General features: G+C 62.3%; 14 protein-coding genes. 3 read left to right on the forward strand and 11 right to left on the reverse strand.

Annotation, left to right across the window (positions count from 1 at the left end; translation table 11 throughout):
• Positions 1-81: 81 nt before the first annotated feature.
• The 9 genes from ACN9MW_RS20720 to ACN9MW_RS20760 form a co-directional block, all read right to left on the reverse strand.
• A complete protein-coding gene (locus ACN9MW_RS20720; RefSeq protein ID WP_426162422.1) occupies positions 82-1,140 on the reverse strand; it encodes a porin in 1,059 nt (352 codons plus the stop codon).
• Between the two features lie 124 nt (positions 1,141-1,264).
• The gene (locus tag ACN9MW_RS20725; RefSeq protein ID WP_426162423.1) at positions 1,265-2,734 is read right to left on the reverse strand and encodes an amidohydrolase family protein; all 1,470 of its coding nucleotides are present in this window, start codon (positions 2,732-2,734) and stop codon (positions 1,265-1,267) included.
• A 128-nt stretch (positions 2,735-2,862) separates the two neighbouring features.
• Entirely contained in the window at positions 2,863-3,405 is a 543-nt protein-coding gene (locus ACN9MW_RS20730) for a response regulator transcription factor (RefSeq protein WP_426162424.1), read from the reverse strand.
• Positions 3,395-4,732, reverse strand: coding sequence for an ATP-binding protein (locus tag ACN9MW_RS20735; RefSeq protein ID WP_426162425.1), 1,338 nt, complete (start codon positions 4,730-4,732; stop codon positions 3,395-3,397). The genes ACN9MW_RS20730 and ACN9MW_RS20735 overlap by 11 nt, the downstream gene beginning before the upstream one ends.
• Entirely contained in the window at positions 4,729-5,088 is a 360-nt protein-coding gene (cyoD, locus tag ACN9MW_RS20740) for a cytochrome o ubiquinol oxidase subunit IV (RefSeq protein ID WP_426162426.1), read from the reverse strand. Before cyoD ends, ACN9MW_RS20735 begins: the two co-directional genes overlap by 4 nt.
• Positions 5,085-5,687, reverse strand: a complete 603-nt coding sequence (gene cyoC, locus ACN9MW_RS20745) for a cytochrome o ubiquinol oxidase subunit III (RefSeq protein ID WP_426172259.1) — start codon at positions 5,685-5,687, stop codon at positions 5,085-5,087. The genes cyoD and cyoC overlap by 4 nt, the downstream gene beginning before the upstream one ends.
• A 37-nt stretch (positions 5,688-5,724) precedes the next feature.
• Positions 5,725-7,725 carry a cytochrome o ubiquinol oxidase subunit I gene (cyoB, locus tag ACN9MW_RS20750; RefSeq protein ID WP_426162427.1) on the reverse strand — a complete coding sequence of 667 codons (2,001 nt, stop codon included), beginning with the start codon at positions 7,723-7,725 and terminating at the stop codon, positions 5,725-5,727.
• Positions 7,726-7,727: 2 nt separating this feature from the next.
• Positions 7,728-8,744 carry a ubiquinol oxidase subunit II gene (gene cyoA / locus ACN9MW_RS20755; protein WP_426162428.1) on the reverse strand — a complete coding sequence of 339 codons (1,017 nt, stop codon included), beginning with the start codon at positions 8,742-8,744 and terminating at the stop codon, positions 7,728-7,730.
• 198 nt (positions 8,745-8,942) lie between these two features.
• Positions 8,943-11,657: a M16 family metallopeptidase gene (locus ACN9MW_RS20760; protein ID WP_426162429.1), complete on the reverse strand. Its 2,715-nt coding sequence runs from the start codon at positions 11,655-11,657 to the stop codon at positions 8,943-8,945.
• Positions 11,658-11,849: 192 nt separating this feature from the next.
• Here ACN9MW_RS20760 and ACN9MW_RS20765 point away from each other — a divergent pair, with 192 nt between their 5' ends.
• A complete protein-coding gene (locus ACN9MW_RS20765) occupies positions 11,850-12,932 on the forward strand; it encodes an FUSC family protein (RefSeq protein WP_426162430.1) in 1,083 nt (360 codons plus the stop codon).
• A gap of 2 nt (positions 12,933-12,934) precedes the next feature.
• Here ACN9MW_RS20765 and ACN9MW_RS20770 read toward each other — a convergent pair whose 3' ends face one another.
• Complete coding sequence (locus tag ACN9MW_RS20770) at positions 12,935-13,243, reverse strand: hypothetical protein (RefSeq protein ID WP_426162431.1); 309 nt, start codon at positions 13,241-13,243, stop codon at positions 12,935-12,937.
• Between the two features lie 214 nt (positions 13,244-13,457).
• On the opposite strand from ACN9MW_RS20770, the gene ACN9MW_RS20775 reads away from it, so the two are divergent.
• Together ACN9MW_RS20775 and ACN9MW_RS20780 are read left to right on the forward strand one after the other, a co-directional pair.
• On the forward strand, positions 13,458-13,907 hold the full coding sequence (locus tag ACN9MW_RS20775) for a helix-turn-helix domain-containing protein (RefSeq protein ID WP_426162432.1): 450 nt from the start codon (positions 13,458-13,460) through the stop codon (positions 13,905-13,907).
• A 77-nt stretch (positions 13,908-13,984) separates the two neighbouring features.
• The gene (locus tag ACN9MW_RS20780) at positions 13,985-14,920 is read left to right on the forward strand and encodes a dihydrodipicolinate synthase family protein (RefSeq protein WP_426162433.1); all 936 of its coding nucleotides are present in this window, start codon (positions 13,985-13,987) and stop codon (positions 14,918-14,920) included.
• Here ACN9MW_RS20780 and ACN9MW_RS20785 read toward each other — a convergent pair.
• Positions 14,880-19,286 carry a two-component regulator propeller domain-containing protein gene (locus tag ACN9MW_RS20785; protein ID WP_426162434.1) on the reverse strand — a complete coding sequence of 1,469 codons (4,407 nt, stop codon included), beginning with the start codon at positions 19,284-19,286 and terminating at the stop codon, positions 14,880-14,882. The genes ACN9MW_RS20780 and ACN9MW_RS20785 overlap by 41 nt on opposite strands.
• Between the last annotated feature and the right edge of the window lie 32 nt (positions 19,287-19,318).

Genomic DNA, 19,318 nt, shown 5'->3' on the forward strand with positions numbered 1-19,318 from the left:
GCCCGCCGGAACTGGCCCCAAATGGGGCTTGACTTCGGCGGGCAAGCTCGCGATAAAGAAAGAAAACTGAAGGTTTCGAATTCAGAGTGTATGGCGCAGACCGAGATTGAAGGCTCGGTCGCCACTGCCGTTGCCTGTGGCGTTGCCGACCGTGTAGCCTGCGCCGTTGCGATTCATCATATGGCCGTAGGCTGCATACACATCGGTGCGGCGCGACAGGTAATACCGGTAGCCAAGCGCCAGCTGCGTAGCATCCTGGCGGCCGATGGTGTTGTCGTGCTTTCGCAGCCAGGAAGCCATCCATATGCCTGCGCCCTGGGGAATGGACAGGCCCAGCATGATGCTGCGGCTGTCGTGGCTTGGCCCTGGCGGGACAGCATAGCCGAAGGAATTGGCACTGTCGCGCATCTGCGTGCTGTCCGGACCTTTGTCCCTGCCGACTGCAATATGGGTTTTCGCCACGCCAAAGTCATACACGGCAGCCAGCAGCGTGTTGCTGGCTGGCTCCTGGTCCGGCTCGGGCGGCGGGGCGGCCGGATTGCTGCGCCGATGGTGGCCCACGTGCACCGCCAGAGGCCCACTGGTATAGGAAAAAGCGCCACCGGCCGCGTGGCCGCCGCGCTGTTGGCCGCTTTTGTCACCGCTGGCATAAGCCAGTTCCACGTTCACCCCGTGCCATCTCGGCGAGGCGTACTTGACCGAACTTTCCATGGTACCGGCGAAGCCCATCAGGTTTTCGGTATCGCCCGCCATACCGGTGTCGAAGGGATCGGCGGCCGCCATGGCGAGGTACTGGGGCGTGAGCTGCAGCCCCAGCGTGACCGTGCCCAGCCGGCTTTCCAGGCCGACGTAAGCCTGGCGCCCAAACAGGCGGCCGCCCTGCCCCGCCTGGCCGGTATCGGCGCGAAAACCGCTTTCCAGCACAAAGACGGCGGCGCTGCCGCCGCCCAGATCTTCCCTGCCGCGCAGTCCAAAACGCGAGCCCGACTCGACGCCGCTGGTCAGCTTGGTAAGCGCCGCCTGTCCGCCGCTTTCATGCACCAGCGCCATGTCGATCACGCCATACAGTTCTACGCCCGTCCCGGCCGCCGCGGTCCCTGCCGATGCGCTGGCCGCCAGCGCTAGCATTACTTTCCTCATTGATTCGCTGCCTCATGAAATGGCCTGCGACGAGGCCGACGATCCGATGCTGCGCGAAGCGTCGCGCCGCTGCTGCAGCGCGCCGATTTCCCGGACCGAATGAAGCAGCGGCGGCGTTGCCTGCTTAGAACAGGACTCGCGCCAGGCCAGCTTTCTCGAACAGGTAATCGCGCGAAGCTTCCAGCTTGCGCGTCAACGAAGGCACATCGACGCCGACCAGCCGTCCCTGCCACTTGCGGATGCGGCCGGCCACCATCACGGTGTCGACGTTGCTGCGCTCCATCAAGGTCACTACCGCACCCGGCGCATGGTTGAGGGGGCTGACGTTCAAGGCTTCGCTGTCCAGCAGGATCAGGTCGGCCTGCTTACCAGGGCTCAGGCTGCCGGTTTGCGACGCCAGCCGGAGCGCCCGGGCGCCGCCAATGGTCGCCCACTGCAGCACTTCCCGTGCCGACACGGGAGCAAAGGTATGATCGCCTTCCAGTGCCAACTCGTTGACCAGGCCACGCTGCAGCGTCAGCGCGCATCGCATTTGCGTGAAGAAGTCGGCCGTCATGGTGCATTCCACATCCGAACTCAGGGATGGCATGATGCCTGCCGCCTGAGCGTGCAGCAGTGGCGGCGTGCCGTGGCGCATTGCCATTTCAATCGGCACCGCCAACGAGATGGCGGCACCGGCTTCGGCCACCGCTTTCCAGGCAGGCTGGTTGATACCGGTCATATGAATGATCAGGTTATCGTCCCGCAGCAGGCCGCGTGAAATCAGATCGTCCATCACAGCCTGCGATCCCATGCCGCCTACGCAGTGGAAGACTATCTGCAGGCCCAGTTCACGCGCGAGCTGCCAGGCGCGCTCCCATTCCGGCAGATAGACTTCGCCGCCCATCGCCAGCGTGACCTGGCTTTGCGTGCCGGCGAAGTATTCGCGCTGCAGGCGAAAAATGTCATGCGGGTACCTGCAAGCCAGGCCTTGCCCCTCAAAATACCCCAGGACAGCCCGCCGTCCGGCGTCGAGTAAAGCTGCTACGGCAGCGTCGGTATGTTCCGGCGAATGGTGGATCTGCGACACGTCGAGTACACTGGTGACCCCGGCATCGAGCTGGCTCAGCGAGCCATACAGCTCACTGATATACACATCTTCCGGGCGGTAGGCAGGCGCCAGCCGGCCCAGGATGCGCTCCATGTAGTTCGGGTATTCCGGCTGCGCCGGATCGCCGGACAGGATACCGTCGGCCAGGCTGCTGCGCAACGCCGTTTCAAACTGGTGGTGGTGGGTGTCGACGAAGCCCGGCACGACAATCTTGCCGCGTCCATCGATCGTTTGGACCGGGGCGCTGATACATTGCGCCAAACCGGATCCGATAGCGGCAATCGTGTCGCCGTCAATCAGGATGTCGGCACATGCGTAATCACCGATCTGGTTGTCCATGGTAAGGATGCAGGCGTCTTTGATCAAGACCTGGACGTGATCCTTGCCGCTGTCCTGCGGCATCGCTGCGGGCTGCGTTGGCGACCGCCCGGCTTCCGGCAGCCGCGCGAGCAAGATGGCGCCGGTCGCAGTTCGGCCATCGGCTTTCGAATGATGCTGGCACATTGGGGAATTCCTTTCTGGGTTGCAGTGTTCAACCCATCCTAGGCTGCGCATGCCGGGCGGTGCCTGAGCAAGCTACTTTCCCGGACCGATTTACGGACTGCGATGGAACTTTCCCGCTGCTTGATCCACTACTTGACCCGCTGTTTGCCGAGCTTGCGAACCAGCGAACGGCGGTGCATGCCCAGCTGGCGCGCCGCCTCCGAGATGTTGTAGCCTGTCTCGGCCAGGACCGCATGGATATACTCCCATTCCAGGGTCTTGACAGAAGTGGCACGGCTACTGGCCGCAATGTCCGTAGTGCCGGCCACGTGGCCAAGTGCCGCTTCGATCTCATCGGTGTTGGAAGGCTTGGACAGGTACTGGATCGCGCCCAGCTTGATCGCTTCCACCGCCGTATTGATGCTGGCAAAGCCAGTCAATACTACGATGCGCATGGCGGGATCACGCCGGCGCAGCAGCTGCACGCAGGACAAGCCTGTCGCGTGGCCTTTCAGCTTGAGGTCGACCACGGCATAGGCAGGCGCATGGCACGCCAGCCGGTCGCAGACCTCGTCCAGGCTTTGCGCCAGCAGCACCTGGTAGCCGCGGCGTTCGAACGAACGCGCCAGCGTGCGCGCAAATGCGGCATCGTCTTCCACCAAAAGCAGGATGCGCCCGGCATCAGTTGTCATGGAGCTCCTCCAGCGTAATCGCCGCCAAAGGCAGGCGCAGGCAGACTTTGGCCCCGCCCCGGCCCAGATTGGCGGCCGCCAGCGTTCCGCCTAGCCTGCGCGCCACGTTCATGGCCAGGAATAGTCCCAGTCCACCGCCCTCGCGCCCTTTGCTGGAGTGGTATGGTTTGCCGAACTGGGCCAGCATTGCGACAGTGAATCCAGGCTCCGCGTCTGTCACCCGCACTGCCAGCATTTCGCCGTCGATGCTTGCTTCCATGCGCAGCCATTGCGGCGAGGCTTCGAGAGCATTGTCCAGGAGATTGCAGATGGTCTGTTTTATGATGGAATCGGAAACGATACGCACATCGCGCCCGATCCGGTTGTCGAACTCGAAGTCCGCTACCGTCCTGGCGATGCGCCATTCCGCTGCCAGGCCGGACAGGAAGGCATTGATGGTGGTGGGTCTCGACAGCTCGCCACGCGTCTGGCCTGCGCAAAGCAGGATGCTGCTGACCGTCGTCTTGCAGCGTCGAAGCTGCGCTTCCATCTCGCCGAGCTCTGCGCGCAATGCACGATTGCTGCTGAATTCCGGCATCCGGCGCCAGTCGCCCAGAATGACCGCCATGGTCGCCAGCGGAGTGCCCAGTTCGTGCGCCGCGCCGGATGCAAGCAATCCCAAACGGACGACATGCTCCTCTTCTACCGCCTGCTGGCGCAGGTCGGCCAGCTTGCCGGCAGTGCGGCGCAGGTTGCAAATGATGCGGCCAGTAAACATCACCAGCAGTCCTGCGATGAGCACGAAGCACAGCAACACGCCTTGAATGTACAAGCTGAAGATGCCGGAGCCAAGGTCCGCCGGCAGCTCCAGCGGCCGCGAAAAGACCGCCAGCGCGGCCAGGCAGGCGGTGCTGGCGCCGACGACCAGCCAGCTCGAACGCTGGTCGAGCAGCAGCACGCTGAGCATCACCTGCAGCAGATACAGGAAGGCAAACGGATTGGAGATGCCCCCGCTCAGGTGCAATTGCACCGTCAGGCAGGCGACGTCGGCCAACAGTGCCCACAGCAGCTCGCCGTTCGAAACCGCGGCTTCGCCCCGACAGCGCAGCACGCTGGCAATATTGAAGACGGCCAGGCATCCGAGCACACTCAGCATGGCAGGCAGCGGCAGCGGCACGCCGCAGCTTACGCTGCAAACCATGATCGCCGCCCCCTGCCCCAGCACAGCCAGCCAGCGCAGTGCAATCAACTGCCGCATGTTCTGCCGTCCGGAGGCGTGCAAGATGTTGCCGGCGACGGTGGATGCGGCACCGGCCGCGCCGTCCTCGCTCGCCAGGGAAGCCTTCATGGCGTATGGTGCATCATGCCATTGGTCATGCCTGGCATCATGTTGCTGTTCAGGTGATGCATGACCCAGAGCGAGCCACTGAGCATGATCGCCACCAGCACGAAGGTGAAGATGAGTGCCAGCAAGCTCCAGCCCCCTTCCGACCTGGCATTCATGTGCAGGAAGCACACCATGTGTACCACGATCTGTCCAACGGCCAGGCCAAGCAGGACATAGGCCGCCGTGCTGGAGTGGACGAACACATTGCCCATCACCAGCCAGAAGGAAACGGTGGTCATGATGGCAGCCAGTACGAAGCCGATGATGTATCCGCGCAGGCTGCCGTGCGCCGGATCGTGCTGCAGGTGTTCGCTCATGGCAGCACTCCCATCAGGTAGACAAAGGTGAACACGCCGACCCAGACCACATCGAGGAAGTGCCAGAACAGCGAAAGGCACATCAGGCGGCGCCGGTTCTCCGGCGACAGGCCATGCTTCTTCAGCTGGAACAGCAGCGTGACCAGCCACACGATGCCGAAGGCGACGTGCAGCCCATGGGTGCCGACCAGGGCAAAGAACGCGGTCAGGAAGCCGCTTTGCTGGGGCCCGGCGCCTTCCTGAACCAGGTGGATGAATTCAAACAGCTCGAAAAAGACGAAGGTTGCGCCAAGCACCCCGGTGATGGCCAGCCAGCCCATTACCTGCTTCAGCTTCTGCCTTTGCATCTCCAGCATGGCAAAGCCATAGGTGATCGATGACAGCAACAGCAGCGTGGTGTTGATGGCCACCAGCGGCAAGTCGAACAGTTCGGCCCCGGATGGCGCGTTCGCGTAGCTGCGTCCCAGCACCGCATACGCGGCGAACAGCACGGCGAAGATCAGGCAATCGCTCATCAGATATAGCCAGAAGCCCAGCATGGTCCCGTTCTGCGGATGATGATTGCGCACCAGGAAGCGCGCGCAAGGGTCGGCGGGCATCGCGCCCGCGACGATAGGATGATTGGTAGTCATAAGTTCAGGCGATTTTCAGGAGACGGGTACGCATTTCTTCCGTGTGCGCGACTTGATCCGCGGGAATGTAGTAGTCGCGCCGGTAGTTAAAGGTGTGGGCCACGATTGCCGCCAGCAGCACGGCAAAACACAGCCCGGCCGGCAGCCACATATGCCAGATCAGCGTGAAGCCGAGCGCGAAACTGAGCGCCGCCAGGATGAAGCCGGCGCGGGTATTCTTCGGCATATGGATCGCAGAAAATCCGGCCAGCGGACGCTGGAAGCCGTGCCTTTTCATATCAGTCCAGGCATCATTGTCGTGTACGCGCGGCGTGATGGCGAAGTTGTAATCCGGCGGCGGCGACGCGGTCGACCACTCCAGGGTACGGCCATCCCATGGATCGCCTGTGAGGTCGCGCAGCTGCTTGCGGCGCTTGAAGCTGACCGCAAACTGCACGGCCATCGCCGCAATGCCGACAGCGATCAGGACGGCGCCCACGGCAGCGACGATAAACCAGGGCTGCAGCGATGGATCGTCGAAGTGGCTCATGCGGCGCGTCACGCCCATCAGGCCCAGCACATACAGGGGCATGAAGGCCAGGTAGAAGCCGATCACCCAGCACCAGAACGAAACCTTGCCCCAGAAGGCGTCGAGCTGGTAGCCGAAGGCCTTTGGAAACCAGTAGTTGATGCCTGCGAACATGCCAAACAGGACGCCGCCGATGATCACATTGTGGAAGTGCGCGATCAGGAACAGCGAGTTGTGCAGCACGAAATCGGCCGGCGGAACCGCCAGCAGCACGCCGGTCATTCCGCCAATGACGAAAGTGATCATGAAGGCGACGGCCCACATCATCGGCAGCTCGAAGCGGATGCGGCCGCGATACATGGTGAACAGCCAGTTGAAGATCTTGGCGCCGGTCGGGATCGAAATGATCATCGTCGTAATGCCGAAGAAGGAATTGACGCTGGCGCCGGACCCCATGGTGAAGAAGTGGTGCAGCCACACCATGTAGGACAGGATCGTGATAACTACCGTCGCATACACCATCGACGTATAGCCGAACAGACGCTTGCCGGAGAAGGTCGAGACGATTTCCGAGAAAATGCCGAAGCACGGCAGGATCAGGATGTAGACCTCGGGATGGCCCCAGATCCAGATCAGGTTCACGTACAGCATGGAATTGCCGCCAAGGTCATTGGTGAAGAAGTTGGTGCCGAACATACGGTCCAGGGTCAGCATGCCCAGCACGGCCGTCAGCACCGGGAATGCGGCGACGATCAACACGTTGGTGCACAGCGCGGCCCAGGCAAAGACCGGCATCTTCATCAGCGTCATGCCGGGGGCGCGCAGCTTGACGATGGTGGCAATCAGGTTGATGCCCGACAGCAGCGTCCCGACGCCCGAGATCTGCAACGACCAGATGTAGTAGTCCACCCCGACATCGGAACTCGCCAGGATTCCGGACAAGGGCGGATAGGCCAGCCAGCCGGTGCGCGCGAACTCGCCCACGAACAGTGAAGTCATGGTCAGCATGCCGCCGAATGCAGTCATCCAGAACGAGAAGTTGTTCAGGAAGGGAAAGGCGACGTCGCGCGCACCGATCTGCATCGGCACCACGTAGTTCATCAGCCCCGTCACCAGCGGCATCGCGACGAAGAAGATCATGATCACGCCATGGGCCGTGAAAATCTGATCGTAGTGGTGCGGCGGAAGGTAGCCCAGGTTCTCGCCAAAGGCCATGGCTTGCTGCGCACGCATCATCAGCGCATCGGCAAAGCCGCGCAGCAGCATCACCAAGCCAAACACCATATACATGATGCCTACCTTTTTATGATCGACACTGGTGATCCAGTCGCGCCACAATGGCCCCCAAAGCCGGTAACGGGTCAGCAGGCCCAGGATGGCGGCGCCCGCGAGCGCCACCATGATGAAGGTACCCAGCAGAATCGGCTCGTGGATGGGAACCGCATCCCAGCCCAGCCTGCCAAATATCAATTGTTTCAGGTTAGCTTGTTCGTACATAGTCAGTTCTTTCTGGTTTCAGGGCTGGCGCACTCCACCCCGCTCGCGGCCTGGGTCAGGCGCTGCGCAGCGCGCTCCGCAGCCAGTTCGGCACTGCTGCGGTGGCGGGCGACCCGGGTCGCGTTTTCGGACATCATCTCGTTCATGCATACGGCGTTGCGGTCGACACAGCGGTTGACGATGGCGCTGTACAGGCCGCCCTCGACGGCGCCGTAATAGCGCACCTTGTCGCGCGTGCTGGGTTTTTCCAGCGCCGCATATGCGGCGCGGTCCAGCTGAACGGTACTGCGCTTGGCGCCTTGCACCCACTGCGCGAAGTCTTCGCCGCTCAAGCCATGGAACTTGAAGCGCATGCCCGAGAAACCGGCCCCGCTGTAATTGGAGGAAAAGCCGTCGTAGATGCCAGGCTTGTTGATCACGCCGTGCAGCTGGGTTTCCATGCCGGGCATGGCGTAGATCTGTCCGGCCAGGGCAGGAATGAAGAAGGAGTTCATCACGCTCGATGCGCTGATCTTGAAATTGATCGGCACGTCGACCGGAGCCGCCAGCTCGTTCACGGTCGCGATGCCTTGCTCCGGATAGATGAACAGCCATTTCCAGTCCAGCGCCACCACTTGCACCTCCAGCGGCTTGACCGTAGCCGGCAGCGGGCGACGCGCATCCAGGCGCTGCAGCGGGCGATAGGGGTCGAGCGTGTGGGTAGCGATCCAGGTCAGCAGCCCCAGTACGATAATGATCAGCAGCGGACCGCCCCAGATCAACAGTTCCAGGACCGTCGAGTGATCCCAGTCCGGCGCATAACTGGCTGCGCTATTGCCCTTGCGGTAGCGCCAGGCAAACAGAACGGTCAAGGCGATGACCGGGACAATAATCAACAACATCAGCAAGGTGGACACCGCGATCAGGTGGCTTTGCTGAGCAGCGATGTCGCCCGAAGGCTTCATCACCACCGTATTGCAAGCGCCAAGTGCAGCCAGTGGCACCATGAAGAGCCCGCGAAGGAATAAGGAACGTAGCATACGAATAAGTCCTGTGTTGAATGGATTCGTGCTGCCACTCTATTCCTGCCCTGCGGTCCTGCACATTGGACACTTTGTCCGCTTCGTCGCGCAAACCTCGGACCGGATGACTGCCGCCAGGGCGCACACCGGTTTTCAACCCGAATTATTGCGAATTGGAAACTCAAAGCCGGCTTTGCCCCGCGTAAACCGGACCGATTAACGGCTTTGGCTGCTTGGCGCCGCTTGTGCGGCATCGGTAGCGATGACGATACTCAGCTTGCTGGCATCAATGTGCTTGCGGAAGGCGGCATTGACCTGCCGCAGGGTGAGCGCATTGAGCTGCGCTTCCTGAGCCTTGTTCCAGGCGAAGCCGCGGGCCATCTGCATCAGGCGCAGCCATTCCCAGGCCAGGGCGTCATCCTCCGCCCGCTGCTGGGCGCGCAGCCGGAGCATGGCGGCCTTGGCACTTTCCAGTTCAGCCCGGGTAAAGCCCTGCTTGAGCGCCCGCTCCAGCTCCTGGCGGATGGCTGCCTCCAGCCTGGCCATGTTTTGCGGCGCCGCCACCGCTTCGACCGTGAAAATGCCGGCATCGTCCCGCTCGCCGGCCCGCAGTGCAGAGCCCCCCCAGTACGACAGGCCGTCCCGTTCCCGGATCCGGTCCATCAGGCGCGACTTCGCCGCGCCGCCAAACATGAAGTTCGCGGCCTGCAGCGCCAGATAATCCGGATCGTCCAGGTTCAAGGCGACGTTCATGCGGGCACCGTACATGGCGTTTTCCTTGTCCGCTGCGGCAAGCACTTTGCGGACAGCCGGGATGGCGGCGTACCGGTCGAGGACAGGGGCGTATTCCGAATTGCTGCGCCAGCCGGCCAGCTCCTCGCTGACGGCGCCGAGCAATGCCTCTTTGTCGAAGTCGCCCACCACCGCCAGTGCGCCATGCGAGGCGCCATAAAACGCGGCATGAAATGCCTTCAGGTCCTCCAGGCTCAGGACCCGTACTTCGGCGATCTGTTGCTCGAGCGTCAGCACAGCCCGCGGGTCGCCTTTGGGCCATTGATTGAAATGCAGCTCCAGTTCGCGCCGCACCATCGATGTCGGCTCACCGCGCTGCGATTCAAGGCTGAGCAGCCACTGCTGGCGCATCTGGTCGAATTCCATTTGAGAGAAGGCCGGCTCCTTCAGCACATGGGCCATCAGGCGCATGGCGGCCGGCAGATGCTGCCGCGTGGTTTCGAAATTGAATGGCGTGCCGGTGATCTTCAATGCCGCCATCTCATCGGCCAGCTGCGCCCTTGTGTATTTGCTGGTCCCGCGCATGAGCATGGCGTTCACCGCCGTCGCCACGGTCTGCTTGCCGAACAGCGTATTCTCGTTCCCCCAATGCAGCTGCAGCTCCACGGTCACGGTCTCGCCCCGGTTTTTCTTGGACAACAGCGCGAGCTTCAGTCCTCCGACTTGCGTCAGCTGCGTGCGCGCCAGGATGTTGTCGTGACTGGTGTCGAAGTACGCCCCGGCTTGTTTCCCTGCCTCGCCGCGGTAGGCTCGCAGCAATTCGGCGGCAGTCGGCGCCGTACCGATCAGCGCGCGCTGGGGCGCGTCATCCGGCAGGAAGGTGCCTACGGTGCGGTTATCGCGCCTGTAATAGCGTTCCGCCGCCTGCATGATTTGCTGCCCCGTCACCGAGGCAATAACCTCGCTTTGGCGGGACAGCAGACGCCAGTCGCCCAAGGCAATGGCTTCGCTTAACGCGATGCCCAACTGCTGCGGATTGCTCAGCGCCTTGTCAAGCGAATTGGCAAACTCGCGCCGTGCGCGCTCGACCTCTTCCGTCTCTGGTGGTGCGCTGGCAAACCCCTCCACTGCGGAGACCAGCGCATCGCGTACCGGCGCTACCTCCTGCCCCGACCTGACGACGGCGCCGAACATTTGCATGCCGGGAGCCATGCCCGCCTGGCTGATCGCAAAGACATGGGCCGCTTTGCCCGTTTCCACCAGCAGTTTGTGCAGGCGGCCATTCGGGGCGTCGCTGAGGATGGAACTGGAGAATGCCAGCGCTTCGGCATCGCCGTGCAGGCCGGATGGCACCTTGTAGCCGACCATGACGATCTGCTGGTCACCGCTGCGCCGCACGGCAAACTGGCGCTCGCCATCCTGGGCCGGCTCAACGGTCCAGAATTGCGGCAGCTCGCGCTTGGGCTTTGGGATGGCGCCGAACGCCTTGCCGATCCAGGCCAGGGTTTGCGCCGGATCGAACTTGCCGGCGACCAGCAGTACCGCATTATCGGGCTGGTAATAGGTGCGATAAAAGGCGCGCAGCCTGTCAATGTCCACATGCTCGATATCGCTGCGGTTGCCGATGGTGGCGCGTCCATAGCTGTGCCAGTCGTAGGCCACACTTTCCATGCGCTTGTGCAGCACCTCGTAGGGATTGTTTTCGCCGAGCTCATACTCGTTGCGGACCACCGTCATTTCCGCGTCCAGGTCCTTCTTCGCGATAAAGGCGTTGGTCATCCGGTCGGCTTCCATATCCAGCACCCATTTGAGGTTGTCGGGGCTGGCCTGGAACACCTGGTAGTAGTTGGTGCGGTCCTGCGAGGTGGTGCCGTTGAAATCCATGCCGCGTACCGTGAATTGGTGCATGAGGTCGCGATGCCGTGGCGAGCCCTTGAACATCAGGTGCTCGAGCAAATGCGCCATACCGCTTTCGCCATAGTTCTCGTGGCGCGAGCCCGCCAGATAGGTCATGTTCACGGTCACCGTTGGTTTGCCCGCATCGGGAAACAGAAGCACTTTCAGGCCGTTTGCCATGCGATATTCTGTGATGCCAGCCAGCGACGGACCTTGCGTCATGCCCGGCGGGATCGCCTGCCCGAACGCAGGAGGGAGGATGCATACTCCAAGCAGCAGCGGAGCCAGGTACCGGGTTGCCATTGTGTTTTAGTCCTAGAGTGAAAACCGCATTGGAATAGAGGGCAGTCCGACAGTCGCCCCGCTGCGCAAATTCCCAGACCAAAGGAAGCCTGCCCAAGCTTCATTTGGTCCGAATTCCTGACGGGGCATCAAGGCGCAAGACTGTTGTCGGATAAGCTACGGTTCGACTCTCTCCCCTCCATCCGGTGTCTTATGCTCCCCACCCGCCCCTTGCGAGCAGTCCATACTGCCGTATGCAACTGGTTTCGCGCCAGCTTCGACTTCATGCGCGTTGCACGCGTCGTGCTGCTGATGGCCCCTACGCTGGCGTGCTTCCTGTCCACTGGCGACAGCAGTAGCCTGAAAGCTGGCTTCCTGGGTGTGCTCTTGCTGTCCGCGGCGGAAAAAACACAGCCTTCGCTGTTCCTGCTCTTACTGCACGCTGGAGCCATCCTCGGTTCCGTTGCGCTTTTCAGCCTGGCTTATCCATATGCCTGGCTGTTTGTGCCGCTGTGCGCCGCTTACGGCGCGGCAGCCGGATGGCTCGGCCGCTGGGGGCCAGCCTGGCAATCGCTTGGCAATTATGGATTCCTGGCGGCGCTATACCTGGGCTGCGAGCTCAACGCAGGCGGCGGCATTATGCTGGCGGGCTACCTGCATTTGCTGTCCTGGTCGGGACTAGCGCTGGTCCCCACAGCGCTGGTGCTGGTGTGGAAGCTGTCCGCCGGCGAAGCCGGTGCTGCAGCCGCCCTGCGCGTCTTCTGCCGTCGCCACAATATGCTGCCGGCGCGCGCATCTGACACCGAGCGGGCCCGCACCGCCAGCGATGCCGCCGTGGTGCGCTGCGCGGCCGTGCTGCTGGCCGCAGCCCTGGTGCGCTATCTGCACCTGCCGGCCGGGGAATGGCTGATCTGGTCGGCTGCCAGCGTCGTCACCGGTTCGATGCCCAGCGTGCGGCGCAAGGCTGGCGACCGTGCTGTGGGCGTGCTGTGGGGCGCCGGCGCCGGCATGACACTGTGCTGGGTGGCCTTGCAGGCGGCACCCGCCATGCTGCACACCGGTCACGCACTGCCAGCCGTATGCACCCTGGTGACCGCCATTTCCCTCGGTTGCTGCCAACGCTATCGCCTGGCGTTTGGACTGCGCAGCATGATGTGCGTGGTTCTGGCGGCGACGTCTGGTTATGGGGTTGGGGTGGCCGTGCTGCGCTCAGCCAATGTGCTGGTGGGCGGGATGATCGGTGCCGCGCTGACCCTGCTGTATGAACAGCGCGGTGCCCGCATCCCAGGGCTCTGAATCTAAGGCAGGTCAGGCTGTTCCGAGCGCCTGAATTGACGCTCCAGCTTACGGCGGTAGTTCCGGTCCGTCGCCAGGCGCGCCTTCAACTCACGGTCCTTTGCCGCATTGACGTTCATGCTGACGCAATCTGCGAATTCATCGGTACCTGTGCGATAACCATACTGCATGCAGGACGCCGCAGCGCGGCCGGCATAGTCGGTCTGCACCGGATAGCGGTGGTGGGCGCAAGCTGTCGCGCCCAGGCAGGTAGCGAAAGCCAGCAAAAGCGTACGCGCCAGGGGGCGCTTGCCGGAGTGGGAGTGTTGCATAGGTTTTCCTTGGAATCAGGGCGAATCGATTCGCCCCATGTCCGGACACTGTAGGGCCGTCGCCAAGACTGCCGGTGCGAAGCGCCAGATTTCAGACCAGTCCGCCGGAACCGGCGCGCGTAGGTTAATGGGTCCGAAAGTTCCGCTCCGGGCGCTGCGGTCCGTGCAATTGCAGCGATTATTTACTGGCGGCCTGGCCGCACGTTACCTTCGCATGCCAATTGATCGCGGCGCGCGCGCCGCCACGCCTATGTCCAAATACCGAACAGAAAATCCAGACTTCAATCCCAACCTGCTGCTCGACACCATGAAGGAATGGCTGGGAGTGCGCACCGACTGCCGCCTGGCACAGCGCCTGGCCGTTGGCGGGCCTTCGATTAGCAAGCTCCGCCACGGCAGGGTGCCGGTCTCCGCAGACCTTCTGGTGAGCATGCATGAGGAAACAGGCCTCAGTATCCGCGAGCTGCGCTTACTGGCCGGCGATCTTCGATGGCACACGGGAAAGTCCGCGCCAACGATGTTGCCGGCGCAAGTGCCACGGATGTTGTCCGATCATGCCCGTCTTTGCGCCGAAATGGCACGCGTCCGAAAGCGCGTTTCCAGCGGCGTCGCGCTGCGCATTGCCGCCGGCACACCAGGCATGCACGATGCCCTTTACGGGTAACCATACGCCGCTCAATCATTGTTCCCCCCGGCGTAGCCGATCCGCAGTTTCCCACCATCGTTAAAAGGAGTAAGTTAATGAAAGCGCAGAAATGGGAAGGAGTCTTCCCCGCAGTAACCACCAAATTCCACGCGAATGAGGAACTGGACCACGCGGCAATGGAACAGCACTTTGCCTTCATGATCGACAGCGGCTGCCACGGCCTGGTGACCTGCGGTTCCCTGGGCGAAGCGAGTACCCTGTCCTTCGAAGAGAAGCTGGCTGTCGCCAAGACCGCCGTTAAAGTAGCCGACGGCCGCGTGCCGGTGCTGGCCAACGTCAGCGAAACCCGTACCGCCAATGCCGAGCGCTACGTGCAGGAAGCGCGCGACCTGGGCGTGGACGGCTTCATGGTGATGCCCTCCGTGCTGTACGCCGCCGACGCTTTCGAAGCCAAGGCCAACCTGCGTACCATCGCCAAGGCTGCCAAGCTGCCGATCATGGTGTACAACAACCCGGTCACCTACAAGGTCGACCTGACCCCGGCCGACTTCAAGGAGCTTTCCGACTGCGAAGAACTGGCCGCCATCAAGGAATCGACCGACAATATCCGCCGCGTCACCGACCTGCGCAACGCAGTGGGCGAGCGCTACCAGATCTTCATGGGCGTGGACGACCTCTCCTTTGAAGGCCTTGCGGTGGGTGCAAACGGCCTGCTGGCCGGCCTGGTGGTGGCCTTCCCCCGAGAAACCGTGGCCCTGTACGAACTAATGAAGGCTGGCCGCTACGCCGAAGCGCTGAAGCTGTACCAGTGGTTCATGCCGCTGCTGCACCTCGATGTCTCTAGTAAGCTCGTGCAAAACCTGAAACTGGTCGAGGCACTGGTCGGTGTCGGAAATGAAAACGTACGCCGCCCACGCCAGCCGCTGCGCGGAGCGGAGCGAGAGTTTGTCATCACGCTTGTCGAACAAGCGCTCGAGACCAGGCCATCGCTCACTTCGCTTGCAATGCAGACCCAGCCTCCGCAAGCATGATGCTATGGGCCTGCTCAAAGTCGAATCCATCCAGGCAGCGCTGTATTGCTGAAGCGCGCTCCTCCCCATAGCGCGCCGCGAATTCGCCGCGCAGGCCGGCGAAGCGCTCAATCGCTTCGCCATCCATGGCAGCCAGCAGTTGGGCAAGCTCCTGTAAGGCGTCGTGCCAGGCTTGTGGATCGCGCAGCGTCTGCGCCTCTTCCGCGCGCTGCTCCGGCAAGGCGGCAGTAATGCCCTGGCACACGCGCAGCAATTCCTCCTCCAGCGCCGAGACGTCGCCCTGCACCTGCGCCCATTCCAGATGCTTTTGCGCCGTCACTTCGGCCATTCCCGCCAATACCTGCACCTGGCGTACGCCCAGGTTGCCCGCTACCCCGCGCAGCGTGTGGGCCAGGAGTTCCGCGCCAATGTAGTCGTGCTGCTGGAAGGCGGCGGCGATGCGCTGCGCCGTACCGCATTCGTCGCGGGCAAAACGCCGCAGCAGGTCAGCCAGCAGCCCGGCATTGTCGCCGGCCACGGCACGCGCCGCATCCAGGTCGATGCCTGGCAATTCGGCAGGCAGTTCGCCGCTGCCGTCCATATCTGCGCTGGCGGGGCCTTCGTCGCTCAGGTAGTCTCGCAGATACTCCCGCAGCAGACGGTATAGTTCGGCCGGCTGCAAAGGCTTGCCAAGGTGCTCGTCGAAGCCCTCTTCCAGGCAGCGTAAACGGTCCTCCTGCATGGCGTTGGCGCTCAAGGCGACCACCGGCAGGTCGTCAAACGCCTTGTCGTCGCGCACATGCCGGATGGCCGAACTGCCATCCATTTCCGGCATCTGCAAATCCATGAAGACCAGCTTGTAGTATGCCGGGCCCACCAGCCGCAGACGGTCCAGCGCAATCCGGCCGTTGACCGCAGCGTCCACTTCGATGCCGCAGCCTTGCAGCAGTTCGGTGACGATCTGCCGGTTGATGTCGTTGTCTTCCACCAGCAGCACCCGCACATCGCGCAAGTGCGGTGTGCTCATGATCGTGCGGCGCACATGGGTCCCGGGACCTTCGGCCGCGTGGGCCCGTTCGAATTCGAGTTCGAAGTAGAAGCGGCTGCCGACGCCGGCTTCGCTTTCGACGTCGATGGTTCCGCCCATTAGCATGATCAGGTCGCGCGAAATGCTCAAGCCCAGGCCCGTGCCGCCGAATTGGCGGCTGGTCGAACCGTCGGCCTGCGAGAACGGTTTGAACAGCCGGTCCAGCTGCTCGGCCGTCATGCCGATGCCCGTATCCTGCACGCTGAATTCGAGCCGCACCCGGTCGGAGCGTGCCGGCGTGGCGCGTACGGTCAAGGTCACGGCGCCGTCGGATGTGAACTTGATCGCGTTATTCAGCAGGTTGATCAACACTTGCCCAAGGCGCAGCGGGTCGCCCCGCAAGTGGCGCGGCATGTCCTCTGGAAACTCGAAGCGGTAGTCCAGCCCCTTTTCGGCGGCGAAAGGCGCAGTCAGGGACAACACCTGCTCCAGGGTTTCACCCAGCTCGAAGTCGGTATGCTCGATATCGAGCTTGCCCGCCTCGATCTTGGAAAAGTCCAGGATATCGTTGATCACTCCCAGCAGCGTCTTGCCGGCCAGGTGGATCTTCTGCACATAATCGCGCTGCCTTGCCGACAGATCGGTGGACAACGCCAGGTACGACAGGCCCAGCACGGCATTCATCGGTGTGCGGATTTCGTGGCTCATATTGGCCAGGAAGCGCGACTTGGCTTGCGTGGCCTCCTCGGCCTTATCGCGCGCCGCCTGGGCTTCTTCCTTCTGCTGGAGCACTTCGGCGGTGCGCGCCGCCACTTCGGCAGTGCGTTCCTCCACGACGCGCTCCAGTGCAGCGCGCTGCGCGGCCAGCTGCCGAATGCGCCAGCGATAGAGTCCATACAGTCCACCCAGGAAAATCAAGCCTATGATGCACAGCGCCCACCAGGTCTGGTACCACGCGGGCAGCACGTCCACCTCAATCTGCAGCGGCGCCTCGACCCAGTTGCCGTTGTGGTCCGATCCGCGCACCTGCAAGGTATATCGGCCCGGGGAGAGATTGGTGTATGAGGCGATGCGGCGCCCCGCATCAGTATTGACCCAGTCCTTATCGAAACCGACCAGCCGATACGCGTAGCGATTCAGCTCGGGGGCGTGATAGTCCAGCGCCGCAAACTCGATCGCTATGCTGTTCGCGTCGGAGGCCACCGTCAGTGGAGGCCCTTTTCGCACATTCGAATACTGCAGCGGCAGCGGCTTTCCTCCGACCCGGATCGCGGTCGTAACTACCGGTGGCCGGCATTGGCGCGACTTAAAGCGCTCCGGCCAAATAATGCTGGCGCCACGGTCACCGCCGAACACCAGTTCACCTTCTCCAGTACGTGCACCGGCCTGCGCCCAGTAACTTGCAAGCGCCGCGCCTTCATTCTGCTTCAGCCTGTCGATTGCAAAAGTGGCGGGATCGATCCGGACAACGCCATCGTTCGTGCTGGCCCACATCATCCCTGCTGCATCGAGGCGCAGATCGTTAATGTACCCGTTGAGCATGCCTTGGGCAGCCCCCAGCCAATGGAGCTGGGGCCGCCCGTCGGTGCCTCGCCTTTCCAGGATCTGCAACCCGCTGGCCGTACCGATCCATAGGCGGCCCTGTCGATCCGAGGCGAGCGTAGTCACATAATCGCTGACCAAGTGATGACCGTCGTCCGCCCCCGACCTGATCTGCTCCGACACGGTGCCGTTTGCCAGATCAACCCGGTTCAGGCCAGTACCTGTACCTACCCACAGCGTTTCATTCGATTCCGGCAGCAAGACGCTGACGCGTGGCCCGCTTAGCCCCTTCACCGCCCGCATTCCTGTCGGCCGCGCAAGAGTTCCGCCCATGATGAACAGCCCTTCGCGAATGGTACCGATCAAGAACGTGTGTCCCGCCAACCCAAGTGTACTGACGCCTGAACGAATTTCAGGCTCTGGCAACCGAACTCTCGCCACCCGCCTCCCGTCCGGACTGGAACGGTACAGATCTCCGCCAGCGCTAATTCCTATATCGCCGTTCGCGTCCGCAGCCATGGAATAGATGAAGCCGCGACGAATCCTGCTGTGGCTTTCTTCAGAAGCCACGCCCAGCCGCCTCACGGATCCCTTGGAGGGATCGACGATGTCCACCCCTCCGTTACTGGCCCCCAGCCACAAAGTACCGTCGGGACGCGCAAGCACTGCAGGATAGCCGTCCTGCATTGGAATGCCTGCGGTTAACTCGCTGATGATCAGCGTTTGCACCGCCAGCCCACCTTCATAGCGGGCAATTCCATGATCGCTTCCTAGCCAGAAGGCACCACTTCTGTCATGTAGAAAGGCGTAGACCGAATTCGACGGCAGGCTATCCTCACGAAGCGGATCATGTTTCAGCGTGCGGTACCGCAGGGTCGTTCCGTCAACGGCCACAACACCGACGCCAGGCACACTCGCCCAAATCTCGCCCGCAAACGGTTCGCCGAAACAAAAGACGGGCCCCGGCATTGGCACTTGCCGCGCAGTTCCAGTAGCCGTATCCAAGACAAAGACGCCGTCGTCTGCAGCCACCATCCAAAGCTTGCCGTCGCTGGCCAAAAACATCGTAACGATGACCGGCGGCCTCCCTGAGCGAACCGGCAAAGGCACCTCGACGAATTGCTCCCTTCCGGCGGCTTTTCGAACCAAGCCACGTGGCGAACCAACCCAAAGCGTCCCCTTGGCATCGCGCTCAAGCGACAGAACCACCTCCAATGGCTCCTCATCACCTTTGCCCGGCTTATAGGGACGATGGTGAGTTATGGCGCCTGCGGTGGGCGTGGCGCCGGCCGGCAAATGGTCAAGGCCTTCGTCAGTGGCAAGCCACAAGCCGCCGGCGCCGTCATCAACCATCTGATGCAAAGTCGCCGACGACAAACCAGCATTCTTCGGGTTGAAGACAATAAAACGGTCCCGTTCGCGATCATAGCGGGCCAGTCCGCCGCTAGCTGTTCCAACCCATACGTTGCCCTTCCTATCGATCAAGATGCACTTGATATAGTTATCGGGGAGGGAGTAGGGGTCACCCGGAATCGATTGGTATTTGATGAACCGGTAGCCATCCCAGCGCGCTAAGCCACCCTGGGTTCCGATCCATAGAAATCCATCCCTGTCCTGTGCGAGGGCGACGACAGGGGCGTTGGCCAATCCGACCCGGACGGTTTGAAACGTCGGCGGTATCAGCGCTTCCCAACGCTTCGGAGCGCGCTCGGCGGTGGCTGCGCAAGATGCGGCCACGAACAGCAGGCCAAGTAAACCTGTGACGACGCGCAAAGCCGCAAACATTCGTTCAAAGTAGCAATTGTGAATGAACGCCATGGGCGGAACACTTCGCATGAAATGGTGGCCAG

Origin of the sequence: Pseudoduganella sp. R-34 (assembly GCF_049904655.1) — a bacterium.
Lineage (GTDB): Bacteria > Pseudomonadota > Gammaproteobacteria > Burkholderiales > Burkholderiaceae_D > Rugamonas.

Coding starts and splice junctions, on each gene's coding strand:
- ACN9MW_RS20720 (WP_426162422.1), bottom strand. CDS start 1,140: ATGAGGAAAGTAATGCTAGCGCTGGCGGCCAGCGCATCGGCAGGGACC.
- ACN9MW_RS20725 (WP_426162423.1), bottom strand. CDS start 2,734: ATGTGCCAGCATCATTCGAAAGCCGATGGCCGAACTGCGACCGGCGCC.
- ACN9MW_RS20730 (WP_426162424.1), bottom strand. CDS start 3,405: ATGACAACTGATGCCGGGCGCATCCTGCTTTTGGTGGAAGACGATGCC.
- ACN9MW_RS20735 (WP_426162425.1), bottom strand. CDS start 4,732: ATGAAGGCTTCCCTGGCGAGCGAGGACGGCGCGGCCGGTGCCGCATCC.
- cyoD (WP_426162426.1), bottom strand. CDS start 5,088: ATGAGCGAACACCTGCAGCACGATCCGGCGCACGGCAGCCTGCGCGGA.
- cyoC (WP_426172259.1), bottom strand. CDS start 5,687: ATGCCCGCCGACCCTTGCGCGCGCTTCCTGGTGCGCAATCATCATCCG.
- cyoB (WP_426162427.1), bottom strand. CDS start 7,725: ATGTACGAACAAGCTAACCTGAAACAATTGATATTTGGCAGGCTGGGC.
- cyoA (WP_426162428.1), bottom strand. CDS start 8,744: ATGCTACGTTCCTTATTCCTTCGCGGGCTCTTCATGGTGCCACTGGCT.
- ACN9MW_RS20760 (WP_426162429.1), bottom strand. CDS start 11,657: ATGGCAACCCGGTACCTGGCTCCGCTGCTGCTTGGAGTATGCATCCTC.
- ACN9MW_RS20765 (WP_426162430.1), top strand. CDS start 11,850: ATGCTCCCCACCCGCCCCTTGCGAGCAGTCCATACTGCCGTATGCAAC.
- ACN9MW_RS20770 (WP_426162431.1), bottom strand. CDS start 13,243: ATGCAACACTCCCACTCCGGCAAGCGCCCCCTGGCGCGTACGCTTTTG.
- ACN9MW_RS20775 (WP_426162432.1), top strand. CDS start 13,458: ATGCCAATTGATCGCGGCGCGCGCGCCGCCACGCCTATGTCCAAATAC.
- ACN9MW_RS20780 (WP_426162433.1), top strand. CDS start 13,985: ATGAAAGCGCAGAAATGGGAAGGAGTCTTCCCCGCAGTAACCACCAAA.
- ACN9MW_RS20785 (WP_426162434.1), bottom strand. CDS start 19,286: ATGGCGTTCATTCACAATTGCTACTTTGAACGAATGTTTGCGGCTTTG.